Here is a 12,878-nt window from a genome sequence, read left to right as displayed (position 1 = left end):
AACCCTTATAATTCAAGGGATAACACTCAAGCAAAGACGATATGCCAGTCGCAAAGCCCATCAAGCATTTCCTGCAGTTCTCCGACTTCAGCGCGGACGAATTCGAATACGTCATCGAACGCGCGAAGGTCATCAAGCGCAAGTTCAAGGCCTACGAGGTCTACCACCCGCTGGTCGACCGCACCCTGGTGATGGTGTTCGAGAAGAGCTCGACCCGTACCCGGCTTTCTTTTGAAGCCGGCATGCACCAGCTGGGCGGCGCCGCGATCTACCTGAACACCCGCGACAGCCAGCTGGGCCGCGGCGAGCCGGTGGAAGACGCGGGCCAGGTCATGTCGCGCATGTGCGACATCATCATGGTGCGCACCTTCGGCCAGGAGATCATCGAACGCTTCGCCGCCAATTCGCGCGTCCCGGTCATCAACGGCCTGACCAACGAACACCATCCCTGCCAGGTGCTGGCCGACATCTTCACCTTCTACGAGCACCGCGGCCCGATCGCCGGCAAGACGGTGGCCTGGATCGGCGACGCCAACAACATGCTGTACTCGTGGCTGCAGGCGGCCGAGGTGTTCGGCTTCCACCTGAACGTCTCCACGCCGAAGGGCTACGACCTGGACCCGAAGCTGGTGTCCACCCAGCGCTACACCCTGTTCGACAACCCCTCGGACGCCTGCGAAGGCGCGCACCTGGTCAACACCGACGTCTGGACCAGCATGGGCTACGAAAAGGAAAACGCCGAGCGCATGAAGGCCTTCGACGGCTTCATCGTGGACGAAGCCAAGATGGCGCGTGCCGCCTCCGACGCCCTGTTCATGCACTGCCTGCCGGCGCACCGCGGCGAAGAAGTATCGGCCGGCGTCATCGACGGCCCGCAGTCGGTCGTCTGGGACGAGGCGGAAAACCGCCTGCACGTGCAGAAAGCCCTGATCGAGTACCTGCTGCTCGGCCGTATCGAAGACAAGTAACTCAATCCTTTTCATCCACCACTAGCTTAGTTTGATCGTCGGCCCCGTTGTTTCCAAAGCGGGCCGGCTGACCATCCCGACCCCACCTCCCCCTCCACACTGGAATCTTCCATGAGCGACATTAAAAAAGTAGTCCTCGCCTACTCCGGCGGCCTCGACACCTCGGTCATCCTGAAATGGCTGCAGGATCACTACAACTGCGAAATCGTCACCTTCACCGCCGACCTCGGCCAGGGCGAAGAACTGGAGCCTGCGCGCGCCAAGGCGATCAAGTTCGGCATCAAGCCGGAAAACATCTACATCGACGACGTGCGCGAAGAATTCGTGCGCGACTTCGTGTTCCCGATGTTCCGCGCGAACACCGTGTACGAAGGCGAATACCTGCTGGGCACCTCGATCGCGCGTCCCTTGATCGCCAAGCGCCTGATCGAGATCGCCAACGAGACCGGCGCCGACGCCATCTCGCACGGCGCGACCGGCAAGGGCAACGACCAGGTGCGTTTCGAACTGGGCGCCTACGCGCTGAAACCCGACGTCAAGATCATCGCCCCGTGGCGCGAGTGGGACCTGCTGTCGCGCGAGAAGCTGCTGAAGTACGCGGAAGATGCCGGCATCGAGATCGACATGAAGCACAAGAACGGCGGCGCACCCTACTCGATGGACGCCAACCTGCTGCACATCAGTTTTGAAGGCCGCCACCTGGAGAACCCGAGCGCGGAAGCCGAGGAATCGATGTGGCGCTGGTCGGTGTCGCCGGAACAGGCGCCGAACGAAGCCGAGTACCTCGACATCGAATACGAAAAGGGCGACATCGTGGCCCTGAACGGCAAGCGCATGAGCGCCGCCGAAGTCCTGACCGAGCTGAACCGCCTGGGCGGCAAGCACGGCATCGGCCGCCTCGACCTGGTGGAAAACCGCTATGTCGGCATGAAGTCGCGCGGCTGCTACGAGACCCCGGGCGGCACCATCATGCTCAAGGCCCACCGCGCGATCGAATCGATCACCCTGGACCGCGAAGTGGCGCACCTGAAGGACGACCTGATGCCGCGCTATGCGTCGCTGATCTATAACGGCTACTGGTGGGCCCCGGAGCGCGTCGCGCTGCAGACCCTGATCGACCACACCCAGCAGACCGTGAACGGCTGGGTGCGCGTGAAGCTCTACAAGGGCAACGTGATCGTGGTGTCGCGCGATTCGAAGACCGATTCGCTGTTCGACATGAACATCGCTACGTTTGATGAAGACGGCGGCGCCTACAACCAGGCGGACGCGGGCGGCTTCATCAAGCTGAACGCGCTGCGCATGCGCATCGCCGCCAAGGCACGCGCGGCCCGCGGCAAGTAAGCGTTATTTCCCCCCTCGAAAGCCGCCTCATCAGGCGGCTTTTTTCATGGGTACCGGGCAATATGCACGGGCTGCCAGTGCTAACTTGCTTTACTTAAATGCTTCTGAATTGGGTTCCGGCCTGCGCCGGAACGACGGGCTGTAGGTGCTAATTTCGGTGCGATATCTTTAGTGTCGCCCTTGAAACCGTCGTTCCGGCGAAGGCCGGAACCCAGGTTTCTTTGCGTACCCTCAGCACCTTGCTCATATGCTGGACCGAGGATACGTCGATGGAAAAATCCTCGTACGTCTACATTCTTGCCAGCCGGCCATACGGCACACTTTACATTGGTGTCACCTCCAACCTGGTCCAGCGCGTCTGGCAACACAAGGAAGGGTTCATTGCCGGTTTCACAAAGAAATACAAGGTGAAACAGCTGGTCTGGTATGAAGTCCATTCCGAGATTATCTCGGCCATCACACGGGAAAAACAGATCAAAGAATGGTCGCGCGACTGGAAAATCAACCTCATCCAATCCACCAACCCCGCCTGGCACGATCTCTACCCCACTATTGCCGCCTGAACACCAGAACAGCCCGTTCCTCTCCTTCGCGCTAGAATATCCGGTCCTGCCCACCATCGAGCGCCCATGTCCCCCGACGACGACACCGACAGCTTCCAGGCGCATGTCAGCGGCGGCCCAACGACAAGCCCGCCTGCCGCGCGGCCGGCCACGCCCCAGGCCGACGCGATCGCGATCATCTACCGCAACATCGAGGACGTCGTCTACCAGTACGCGGTCGAGGGAACGGATACCTTTCGCTTTACCTACGTCAACCCGGCCTTCTACAAGGCCACCCAGCTCACGCCCGAACAGGTCATCGGCAAGACCGTCGACGAAGTCATCCCCGAACCTTCGCTGTCGATGGTGCTCGAACATTACCGCGCCGCGATCCGCACCGGCCAGACCCAGCGCTGGGAAGAGCACAGCGACTACCCGGCCGGCCGCAAGGTGGGACGGGTCTCGATCACGCCGGTGTTCGACGCGGCGGGCCGCTGCACCGACCTGGTCGGCACCGTGCACGACATTTCCGACGTTATCAACCGCGAGGAAAAGCTGCAGCAGGCCCACCGTGCGCTGGAGGAAGCCTTCGCCACCCAGGGGCGGCTGGCCGAATCGCTGCGGCGCGAGGAAGAGCGACTGGTGCTGGCCCTGAACGGGACCGGCGAAGGCGTCTGGGACTGGCGGATGGACGAGAATTCCGTCACCTTCTCGGCCAAGTGGAAGGAGATCATGGGCGCCAGCGGCAACCCGGACGGCGCCACGCCGAAGATCTGGACCAGCCGCATCCACCCCGACGACAATGCCCACGTGCGGCGCTGCATCGAGCGCTACCTGGCCGGCAACGAGCCCCTCTACACCTGCGAATACCGGATCCGCCGCTTCACCGGCGACTGGATCCGGGTGCGCTCGCGCGGCAGCATCGTCGCGCGCGATGCGCAGGGGCAGCCGCTGCGCATGATCGGCACCATCACCGACATCACCGAGGCCTACCGCATGCGCCAGGCGCTGGAGAAGAGCCACGAGCGGCTCGCCCAGCTGGCGCAGCAGGTCCCGGGCGCCCTGTTCGAACTTGAGCACCGGGCCGACGGCAGCTTCGCCTGTCCCTTCATCAGCGACATGGCGCACACGCTGTTCGAACTGGCGCCAAGCGCCATCCAGGCCGATCTCGGCTGCCTGGCGGCGCGCATCGTGCCGCAGCACCGGGGCCGCCTGCGCCGCGCCCTGGAGCGCTCGGCCGCCGGGATGCAGCCGCTGCGGGCCGAGTTCCAGGTCGAGCTGCCCGACGGCGGGCACTGCTGGCGCGAAGTGATCGCGACGCCGTCCCCGGGCCTTGACGGCGGCACCATCTGGTAAGGCTTCATCGACGACATCAGCAGCCGCAAGCACAGCGAAGAAACCATCCGCCAGTTCACCGAAAAGCTCGAACGGCGCGCCCACTACGATACCCTGACCGGCCTGCCGAACCGGGCCCTGTTCCGCGACCGCCTCGAGCAGGCGATCCGGCGCGCCGAGGATGAGCGCGGCGAAGTCGCCCTGCTGTTCATCGACCTCGACCGCTTCAAGGAGGTCAACGACCTGCTCGGCCACGACGCCGGCGACCTGCTGCTGGTCGAGGCGGCGCAGCGCATCCAGGCCTGCGTGCGCAAGGGCGACACGGTGGCGCGCCTCGGCGGCGACGAGTTCACGGTGATCCTGAGCGAAACGCGCTAGCTGGCCCACGTCGAGGCGGTCGCGCAGGCGATCCTGGATGCGCTCGCCCAGCCCTTTCCGATCCAGCAGGAACTGCTGTACATCGCCGGCAGCATCGGCATCGCCCGCTATCCCGAGGACGCGCGCGACCCGGAAGAACTGATGCGCAATGCCGACCACGCCATGTACCGCTCCAAGTCCGCCGGGCGCAACCAGCTGACCTTCTTTGAAGCGAACATGCAGGCGGCCGCGATCCGGCGCCTCAAGCTGCTCGCCGAACTGCGCAATGCCGTCCCCGGCAAGCAGCTGGAACTGTATTTCCAGCCGATCGTCGACCTGTCGTCGAACCGGATCGTCAAGGCCGAAGCCCTGCTGCGCTGGCGCCATGCTTCCGGCGCCCTGCTGTCGCCGGATACCTTCATCGGCGTGGCCGAGGAATCCGGCCTGATCCACGAGATTGGCGACTGGGTGTTCCGCACCGCGGCCCACTATTCGAAGCGCTGGTCGGACATGCTGGCGCGCGACTTCCAGGTCAGCATCAACAAGTCGCCGGTGCAGTTCCAGGCCCAGGCCGACGCCGCCGACTGGGTGGCCCACCTGGACGAGATCCGGCTGGGTCCGCGCTGCATCAACGTCGAGATCACCGAAGGCCTGCTGCTGAACCTGTCGGACACGGTGCTGGCCAAGCTGGCGGCGCTGCAGTCGAGCGGCATGCAGGTGTCGATCGACGACTTCGGCACCGGCTACTCCTCGATGAGCTACCTGAAGCGCCTCGACATCGATTACCTGAAGATCGACCAGTCTTTTGTGAAGGAACTGGTGCACGACAATTTCAGCCGCACGATCACCGAGACCATCATCGTGATGGCCCACAAGCTGGGACTGAAGGTCATTGCCGAGGGCGTGGAGACGCCGGAGCAGTGCCTCGCCCTGAGCCGCGCCGGCTGCGACTATGCCCAGGGCTATCTGTTCTCGCGGCCGGTGCCGGCCGACCTGTTCGAAACCATGCTGGCCTGGCAGTAGCCAGGCGCTGTTGCGCTAAGCGCTGTTGCGCAGGTCGTCGACCGGCTCGTGCCCGAAGCGCTCCGCCAGCAGGCAATCCACCAGCTTCGCGGCGCAATCGCCTGGCGACACCAGCACCCCGCCCTCCTTCATGTCGACGAAACGCTGCTTGAGCGGGAATTTTTCATCCGGCGTCGCGCGGATCTCGGCCTGCATGTCGGTATCGATCACGCCCGGCGCCAGGCTGACGCAGCGCACCCGCGGGTCGCCGTCGAGCGCCACCGCCCGCGCATGCTGGTCGAGCGCGGCCTTGGTGGCGCAGTAGACGCTCCAGCCCGGGTAGGCGCTGCGTCCGGCCCCGCTCGAGATGTGCAGGATGCGCCGCTCGGCCTGCGGCGCGGCCTGCACGAAGGCCGCGGACAAGGCCAGCGGCGCGCCGACGTTCAGGATGGCCGCGCGCAGCGCCGCCGCCGGGTCCTGCTCGGCCAGCGGCCCCACCGGCGTCACCACGCCGGCATTGTTGACCAGCAGCGCCGTGTCGCAGCCGGCCAGGAAGGAGCGCAGCGTGTGCCCGCCCAGCCAGGCCGCCAGCGCCTGGGCGTCGCCCAGGTCGACCACGGCCTGCTCCATGCCCTCTCCGATTTCCGCATGGCCGCGCGCCAGCCCCAGTACGGGGATGCCGCGCGCCACCAGTTCCGCCGCCACCGCGGCCCCCAGGCCACGGCTGTGGCCCGTCACGACTGCCTTGATCATATTTTGCCCCCGCTATATCGAACTTGCCCAAGCGTTCATCGGATTCTATTCTTTTGCTAGCCGTGAAACCGTCGCACCGGCGAAGGCCGGTGCCCAAGTTCGTCGCGTATCGAGATGCTTGCAACATTGGGCGGAACAATGCCAGTGGCATTGTTCCGGCCTTCGCCGGAACGACGGCTAATGTTCCAGGGCTGACGTGCCAGGTTATTAGATGAATACCGGTTCCGGCTCCAGTTCCACGCCGTATTTCGCCTTGACGTCTTCCTGGATCGCGCGCGCCAGCCGCACCACGTCCTCGCCCCGGGCGCCGCCCAGGTTGACCAGCACCAGCGCCTGTTTCGGGTACACGCCCGCCGCGCCCAGCGCCCGGCCCTTCCAGCCGCACTGGTCGATCAGCCAGCCGGCCGCCAGCTTTTCGCTGCCCTCCGCCTGCGCATGGTGCACCAGCTGCGGAAATTCGGCCAGCAGGCGTGCGCAATGTTCGCGCGACACCACCGGGTTCTTGAAGAAGCTGCCGGCATTGCCGATCTCGGCAGGATCAGGCAGCTTGCGCCGCCGGATCGCCTCGACCGTGCGTCCGATGTCCTGCGGCGTCGGCTCGGTCAAGCCGGCCTCTTCCACCGCCCTGGCCAGCTCGGCATAGCGCAGGTTCGGCGTCCAGGCGGCCGGCAGGGCGAAGGTGACGTCCAGCACCACCAGTTCACGGCCTTCCGGATGCTTGAAGATGCTGTCGCGGTAGGCGAAGCGGCAGGCGGCCGCGTCCAGCGTGCGCACTTCGCCGCTGGCCATGTCGTAGGCGCTCAGGGAATGGAAGACGTCCTTGGTTTCCGTCCCGTACGCCCCCACGTTCTGGATCGGCGCCGCGCCGACCGTGCCGGGGATCAGGGACAGGTTTTCCAGCCCGCCCAGGCCCTGGGCCAGGGTCCACTGGACGAAGGCGTGCCAACTCTCGCCCGCCTGGGCCCGCACCAGGATGCGGCCGTCCTGCTCGCCCAGCAGCTCCTTGCCCTGGCCCGCCATGTGCAGGACGATGCCGTCGAAGTCGCGGGTGAACAGCAAATTGCTGCCGCCGCCCAGCACCAGGCGCGGCAAGCCGGCAAGCAGCGGGTCGCGCCGTACGGCCTCGAGCTGCGCCGCGCCGTCCACCCGCAGGTAATGACGGGCGCGCGCCGGGATGCGGAAGGTGTTCAGGGAAGCGAGGGAAAAATCGTCGAGGATGGGCAGGTCGGCTTGCATGGCATCAGGGTGTTTTTTGGACATTATAGGCGCAAGCCCGCCCCCGAACCTTGCCGTGCGGGCAAATCTGGTGGCCTGCGGGAGGCGTTGTCCGTTAAAATAGAGGGATTCATCTATTTAGCAGTACCAAGAAAAAAGGAAACCGCCATGCCATCGTTTGATGTTGTCTGCGAAGCAGACATGGTCGAAGTGAAGAATGCCGTCGAACAATCGAACAAGGAAATCACCACCCGCTTCGACTTCAAGGGCAGCTCGGCCAATGTCGAGCAAAAGGAAAAGGAACTGACCCTGTTCGCCGATTCCGATTTCCAGCTCGGCCAGGTCAAGGACGTCCTGATCAACAAGATGGCCAAGCGCAAGGTCGACGTGCGCTTCCTCGACGAAGGCAAGGTCGAGAAGATCGGCGGCGACAAGGTCAAGCAGGTCATCAAGGTGCGCAACGGCATCGAGACCGAAGACGCGAAGAAGATTACCAAGCTCATCAAGGAAAGCAAGATGAAGGTGCAGGCCAGCATCCAGGGCGAATCGGTGCGCGTCACCGGCGCCAAGCGCGACGACCTGCAGGCCGCCATGGCGCTGCTGCGCAAGGACGTGCAGGACCTGCCGCTGGCCTTCAACAACTTCCGCGATTGACGCGAGCTTCTCCGCAGCCATGTTGGCTGCGCAAACCCCGCCCCGCCTTGGGGTAGAATGACGGCCGCGCACGGGCGCGGCTTGTCGATGCATATGTACGCGTAGGGAACTACGGCGGTTTAAGGATTGCAATGAAACGTGTTGATGATTTCCGCCTGAAGCTGGGCAACAAGGAATATGTGCCCATCATGATCGGCGGGATGGGCGTGGACATCTCGACCTCCGAACTGGCCCTCGAGGCCGCCCGCCTTGGCGGTATCGGTCACATCTCGGATGCGATGGTGCAGGACGTGTCGGACCGCAAGTTCGACACCACCTTCGTCAAGGACAAGACCAAGCTCTACAAGTTCAACATCAACAACACGAACAAGGCGGTGGTCCAGTTCGACCTCGACCGCCTGGCCGAAGCGACCCGCCTGCACGTGGGCTCGACCATGGAAGCGAAGCGAGGCGATGGCCTGATCTTCGTGAACTGCATGGAAAAGCTAACCATGAACGCGCCCAAGGAAACCCTGCGCACCCGCCTGTCGGCGGCGATGGACGCCGGCATCGACGGCATCACCATGTCGGCCGGCCTGCACCTGGGTTCCTTCGAGCTGATCAAGGACCACCCGCGCTTCCGCTCTACCTACCTGGGCATCATCGTGTCCTCGGTGCGCGCGCTGCAGCTGTTCCTGAAAAAGGTCTCGCGCCTGAACCGCCTGCCCGACTACGTCATCGTCGAAGGCCCGCTGGCCGGCGGCCACCTGGGCTTCGGCATCGACGACTGGAAGCAGTACGACCTGCACACCATCATGGACGAAGTCCATGCCTACATGCGTGCCGAGCAGCTGGACATCCCGGTGATCGCCGCGGGCGGCATCTTCACCGGCTCGGACGCGGTCGGCTTCCTGGAAAAAGGCGCCGGCGGCGTGCAGGTGGCGACCCGCTTCACCGTCACCCACGAGTGCGGCATGCCGGATGCGGTCAAGCAGGAATACTTCCGCGCCAGCGAGGAAGACATCATCGTCAACGGCGTGTCGCCGACCGGCTACCCGATGCGTATGCTCAAGAGCACGCCGGCGATCGGCTCCGGCATCCGCCCGGGCTGCGAGTCCTACGGCTACCTGCTGGACGCCACCGGCAACTGCGCCTACATCAACTCGTACAACCGCGAAGTGCAGGCCAGCCCGGACGGCAAGAACATCACGGTGTTCGACAAGACCTGCCTGTGCACCCACATGCGCAACTTCAACTGCTGGACCTGCGGCCACACCACCTACCGCCTGAAGGACACCACCCACCGCCTGGCGGACGGCAGCTACCAGATCCTGTCGGCCCAGCACGTCTTCGAGGATTACCAGTTCAGCGTCGACAACCAGATCGCGCTGCCGCCGAAGCAGGAAACCGTCGCGGCCTGATACAGCCTTCGCTTGCTGTTCCATATCTCTAAAGCCACGGTCCGCCGTGGCTTTGTTCTTTATGCGCCGCACATAAGCGAAGGCGTGTAATCTGATCACCCCAAGAGCGTTTTTCGCGAAGGGTCCCCGGCATGTCCACCATCGAAGCGTCCGCGCAGGTCTGTTTCCTGACCGATGACGAGGGCAAGGTCGTGACCTGGAACCCCGCCTGCGCGGCGCTGTTCGGCTGGACCTCGGCGCAGGCGCGGGGGCGCGAGCTTCTCGAGCTCGTTGCCGGCGGCGACGGCAAACCCGGCTGGCCGGCCATGGCGGCCGCCGGCGGGGCCAAGCTGCGGATGCGCTTCGCAGCCGGACGCGAGGGCCTGGCCACCCTGGGCCTGCTGCGCCAGTACGACGCGCACGACCAGCCGCGGGGCTGGAGCGCCACCGTCCTCATCGCCCCTTCCGATGCGCTCTCCGAATCCGAGCGGGTCGGCAATACTCCCCTGTCCGACGTGGTCGACCTGCTGCCCGGCACCTTCTACGCGATCAATCGTGACGGCCGCTTCATCCTCTGGAACCACAACCTGGAACGCATGACCGAAATGACCCCGGACGAGCTCGCCGCCGCCCATGTGTTCGAGATGTTCGAGCCGCGCGAACGCCGGCAGGCCATGGAAAACTTCCGCCGCGTGTTCGACGAAGGCGCCGAGGTGTTGATGGAGATGAACTACGTGTCGCGCAGCGGGCGCGAGACGCCGATCATCGTCGGCGGCGCGCGGGTGGGCTGCGATGGCGACCAGTACCTGTTCGGGATGGGCATCAGCATCGCCAAGCGGCGCGAGAAGGAGCTCCAGCTGCTGCTGCGCGAGCGCGCGCTGCACGCGGCCAGCAACGGCATCGTCATCACCCGCTGCGCCGGGCGCGACAACATCATCGAATACGTCAACCCGGCCTTCGAGCGCATCGCCGGCTATTCGGCCCTTGAAGTGATCGGGCGCGATGCCCGCTTCATGCAGGCGCCCAAGCTCGATACCAACGAGCGCAGCCAGGTGCGCCTGGCCCTGACCGAGCGGCGCCCGATCAACGTGGTCTTCCGCAACATGCGCAAGAACGGCGATATTTTCTGGAACGACCTGAGCATCACCCCGGTGCGTGACGAGCACGGCGAGGTCACCCACTTCATCGGCATCCTGCAGGACGTCACCGCCACCAAGCAGCGCACCGAACTCCTCGAGCACGAGATCAACCACGACCACCTCACCGGACTGGCCAACCGCAACCTGCTGTGGGACCGCCTCGAGCACGCGGTGCACCTGGCCCAGCGCCACAAGACCATGGTGGCGACCATCCTGGTCGACCTGGACAACTTCAAGACCATCAACGACACCTTCGGCCACGAGGCCGGCGACGTGGTGCTCAAGGTGGTCGGGCGCCGCTTGCTGTCGGCGGTGCGCGACAGCGACACGGTGGCGCGCATGTCGGGCGACGAGTTCGTGCTGGTGCTGGTCGACCAGCCCTCGGTGCGCTTCACGCTGCGCATGGCCGAGCGCCTGCGGCGCGCGATGACGATGCCGGTGGCCTTCGGCGGCAACGAAATCCCGGTCGGCGCCAGCCTGGGCGTGGCGCTGTTTCCGCAGGACGGCGCCACGCCCGCCGAACTGGTGCGCTCGGCCGACATGGCGATGTACCACGTCAAGGGCAACGGCGGCGGCGTGCACTTCTACTCGCCCGAGATGCGCTTGGCCAGCCAGAAGCGCGCCGCGCTGGCCGACAGCATCCGCAGCGCCCTCGAGCACGACGAGCTGTTCCTGCTGTTCCAGCCTCGCATGGACGCCAGGAGCGGCAAGGTTCGCGGCTTCGAGGCGCTGCTGCGCTGGCGCCACCCGAAGAACGGCATCATGCTGCCGGCCGCCTTCCTGGCCGAAGCCGAGGAATCGGGCAAGATGATCGAAATCGGCAACTGGGTGCTGGACCAGGCCTGCGCCTTCCTGCAGGAACTGCGCCAGCTCGGCTATACCGGCCTGCCGGTGTCGGTGAACGTCTCGCACCGCGAGTACAGCCAGCACGGCTTCATCGCCGGCCTGGCGCAGCGCATGGAGCGCTACGCGCTGCCGCCCGGCAGCCTGGAAATCGAGATCCCCGAGGCCGACCTGATCCGCAATCCGGGCCTGGGGCGCGACCTGTCGGCCCAGCTGCGCGAGGTCGGCGTGGCGCTCTCGCTCGACGAGTTCGGCAAGGGGATGTCCGACCTGTCCTTCCTGCGCCAGCTGGCGGTGCGCCAGGTCAAGCTGTCGAAGGCGGCGGTGCACGAGATCGCCTGTGAGGGCGACAGCGGCGGCAGCCGGCTGGCCAAGACCCTGATCGACATCGGCCACAACCTCGACCTGGCGGTGGTGGGCGAAGCGGTCGAGACCGAGGCCCAGGTGGACTTCCTGCGCGCGCACGGCTGCGACCAATTGCAAGGGCAATGGTTCAGCGAACCATTGCTGCCCGAGGCGGTGCGCGAAATGCTCGGCCGGCGCCATCAGGCCTGACGTCCACCCTTTCCGCATGGTCGACGCGCAAGCGCATCAAACTTCTTGCAATAATTCGATATTTAGCTAACAATCGATCATGACTTCCGTTTTCAAAGCCCTGTCCGATCCGACCCGCCGCGCTGTCCTCGAGCACCTCCAGAAGGGGCCGATGGGCGCCGGCGAACTGGCCGACCTGTTCGACGTGTCGAAACCGACGATGTCGGCCCACTTTGCCGTGCTGGTCGCGGCCGGGCTGATCGCGCCGGAAAAACACGGCCGCACCATCACCTACCGCCTCAGGCTGTCGGTGCTGGAAGACGCCCTGCTGGGATTCGCGCAAGCCTTCGGGCTGAACCTTACCCGGCCGGAGCCTCCCGCTGTTCCACCAACGAAGGAGTAAGCATGAAGCCGTCGTCCCGCCTTTCCCACCTGTGCCGCGCCGTGCTGGCGGCTGCCTGCATCCTCGGTGCATCCGCCCTGCTGGCCTGGGCCGCGCCGGCCTACCTCGATCCGGAATGGGCACGGCGCCTTGCCGGCGTCCTGCTGGGCGCAATCGTGGTGGTGTATGCGAATGCCATTCCGAAGGCGCTGGCGGCGCGCATGCGCTGCGCCTCTCCAGGCGCCGACCAGGCCGCGCGCCGCTTCGCCGGCTGGGCGCTGGTGCTGGGCGGACTCGGCTACATGCTGGCCTGGCTCGCCGCCCCGATCGGCGTGGCCGGGATGGTCGGCGGCCTGGCGCTCGGCGCCGCGGTGACCTGCGCCGCCCTCGGTTGCATCCGGATCGGCGCACGCCGCGCCGGCCATTAAGAG

At 65.3% G+C, this 12,878-nt stretch carries 12 protein-coding genes and 1 pseudogene; 11 read left to right on the top strand and 2 right to left on the bottom strand.

The features are described 5' to 3' along the window. Positions 1 to 41: 41 nt before the first annotated feature. The 6 genes and pseudogenes from argF (at position 42) to FG94_RS26245 (ending at position 5,569) form a co-directional block, all read left to right on the top strand. Entirely contained in the window at positions 42 to 968 is a 927-nt protein-coding gene (gene argF / locus FG94_RS22675; RefSeq protein ID WP_027866211.1) for an ornithine carbamoyltransferase, read from the top strand. A 111-nt stretch (positions 969 to 1,079) separates the two neighbouring features. Further along, the gene (locus FG94_RS22670; protein WP_027866212.1) at positions 1,080 to 2,312 is read left to right on the top strand and encodes an argininosuccinate synthase; all 1,233 of its coding nucleotides are present in this window, start codon (positions 1,080 to 1,082) and stop codon (positions 2,310 to 2,312) included. Positions 2,313 to 2,581: 269 nt separating this feature from the next. Continuing rightward, a complete protein-coding gene (locus FG94_RS22665; RefSeq protein ID WP_036216414.1) occupies positions 2,582 to 2,875 on the top strand; it encodes a GIY-YIG nuclease family protein in 294 nt (97 codons plus the stop codon). A 66-nt stretch (positions 2,876 to 2,941) separates the two neighbouring features. Next, on the top strand, positions 2,942 to 4,210 hold the full coding sequence (locus tag FG94_RS26250) for a PAS domain-containing protein (RefSeq protein ID WP_051997012.1): 1,269 nt from the start codon (positions 2,942 to 2,944) through the stop codon (positions 4,208 to 4,210). A 6-nt stretch (positions 4,211 to 4,216) separates the two neighbouring features. Next, positions 4,217 to 4,750, top strand: a pseudogene (locus tag FG94_RS28505) (diguanylate cyclase domain-containing protein); the annotation flags it as partial. Further along, positions 4,730 to 5,569 (top strand): bifunctional diguanylate cyclase/phosphodiesterase, encoded by an 840-nt coding sequence (locus tag FG94_RS26245; RefSeq protein WP_307188127.1) that lies wholly within the window; start codon positions 4,730 to 4,732, stop codon positions 5,567 to 5,569. The pseudogene FG94_RS28505 and the gene FG94_RS26245, both read left to right, overlap by 21 nt. 15 nt (positions 5,570 to 5,584) lie before the next feature. On the opposite strand, the gene FG94_RS22655 is transcribed toward FG94_RS26245, so the two are convergent. Further along, on the bottom strand, positions 5,585 to 6,301 hold the full coding sequence (locus FG94_RS22655; RefSeq protein WP_036216411.1) for an SDR family oxidoreductase: 717 nt from the start codon (positions 6,299 to 6,301) through the stop codon (positions 5,585 to 5,587). Between the two features lie 207 nt (positions 6,302 to 6,508). Continuing rightward, positions 6,509 to 7,537, bottom strand: a complete 1,029-nt coding sequence (gene murB, locus FG94_RS22650; protein ID WP_036216408.1) for a UDP-N-acetylmuramate dehydrogenase — start codon at positions 7,535 to 7,537, stop codon at positions 6,509 to 6,511. A 147-nt stretch (positions 7,538 to 7,684) separates the two neighbouring features. Here murB and FG94_RS22645 point away from each other — a divergent pair, with 147 nt between their 5' ends. The 5 genes from FG94_RS22645 (at position 7,685) to FG94_RS26240 (ending at position 12,875) form a co-directional block, all read left to right on the top strand. Then, on the top strand, positions 7,685 to 8,170 hold the full coding sequence (locus FG94_RS22645; RefSeq protein ID WP_036216406.1) for a YajQ family cyclic di-GMP-binding protein: 486 nt from the start codon (positions 7,685 to 7,687) through the stop codon (positions 8,168 to 8,170). 131 nt (positions 8,171 to 8,301) lie between these two features. After that, positions 8,302 to 9,570, top strand: a complete 1,269-nt coding sequence (locus FG94_RS22640) for a nitronate monooxygenase (protein WP_036216404.1) — start codon at positions 8,302 to 8,304, stop codon at positions 9,568 to 9,570. Between the two features lie 131 nt (positions 9,571 to 9,701). Then, complete coding sequence (locus FG94_RS22635) at positions 9,702 to 12,086, top strand: EAL domain-containing protein (RefSeq protein ID WP_036216401.1); 2,385 nt, start codon at positions 9,702 to 9,704, stop codon at positions 12,084 to 12,086. A gap of 79 nt (positions 12,087 to 12,165) precedes the next feature. Next, positions 12,166 to 12,468: a metalloregulator ArsR/SmtB family transcription factor gene (locus tag FG94_RS22630; RefSeq protein WP_036216399.1), complete on the top strand. Its 303-nt coding sequence runs from the start codon at positions 12,166 to 12,168 to the stop codon at positions 12,466 to 12,468. Between the two features lie 2 nt (positions 12,469 to 12,470). Beyond that, entirely contained in the window at positions 12,471 to 12,875 is a 405-nt protein-coding gene (locus FG94_RS26240) for a hypothetical protein (protein ID WP_051997010.1), read from the top strand. Positions 12,876 to 12,878 lie beyond the last annotated feature (3 nt).

The sequence above is a fragment of the Massilia sp. LC238 genome, from assembly GCF_000735635.1.
GTDB lineage: Bacteria > Pseudomonadota > Gammaproteobacteria > Burkholderiales > Burkholderiaceae_D > Telluria > Telluria varians.
The sequence above is the reverse complement of the archived record's forward strand: the minus strand, read 5'-3'. Positions and strand labels throughout refer to the sequence as shown.

Excerpts from the sequence above, each read along its gene's own strand:
- FG94_RS26240 (WP_051997010.1), top strand. The coding sequence starts at position 12,471 with ATGAAGCCGTCGTCCCGCCTTTCCCACCTGTGCCGCGCCGTGCTGGCG.
- FG94_RS22645 (WP_036216406.1), top strand. The coding sequence starts at position 7,685 with ATGCCATCGTTTGATGTTGTCTGCGAAGCAGACATGGTCGAAGTGAAG.
- FG94_RS22640 (WP_036216404.1), top strand. The coding sequence starts at position 8,302 with ATGAAACGTGTTGATGATTTCCGCCTGAAGCTGGGCAACAAGGAATAT.
- FG94_RS26245 (WP_307188127.1), top strand. The coding sequence starts at position 4,730 with ATGTACCGCTCCAAGTCCGCCGGGCGCAACCAGCTGACCTTCTTTGAA.
- murB (WP_036216408.1), bottom strand. The coding sequence starts at position 7,537 with ATGCAAGCCGACCTGCCCATCCTCGACGATTTTTCCCTCGCTTCCCTG.
- FG94_RS22670 (WP_027866212.1), top strand. The coding sequence starts at position 1,080 with ATGAGCGACATTAAAAAAGTAGTCCTCGCCTACTCCGGCGGCCTCGAC.
- FG94_RS22665 (WP_036216414.1), top strand. The coding sequence starts at position 2,582 with ATGGAAAAATCCTCGTACGTCTACATTCTTGCCAGCCGGCCATACGGC.
- argF (WP_027866211.1), top strand. The coding sequence starts at position 42 with ATGCCAGTCGCAAAGCCCATCAAGCATTTCCTGCAGTTCTCCGACTTC.
- FG94_RS26250 (WP_051997012.1), top strand. The coding sequence starts at position 2,942 with ATGTCCCCCGACGACGACACCGACAGCTTCCAGGCGCATGTCAGCGGC.
- FG94_RS22635 (WP_036216401.1), top strand. The coding sequence starts at position 9,702 with ATGTCCACCATCGAAGCGTCCGCGCAGGTCTGTTTCCTGACCGATGAC.
- FG94_RS22630 (WP_036216399.1), top strand. The coding sequence starts at position 12,166 with ATGACTTCCGTTTTCAAAGCCCTGTCCGATCCGACCCGCCGCGCTGTC.
- FG94_RS22655 (WP_036216411.1), bottom strand. The coding sequence starts at position 6,301 with ATGATCAAGGCAGTCGTGACGGGCCACAGCCGTGGCCTGGGGGCCGCG.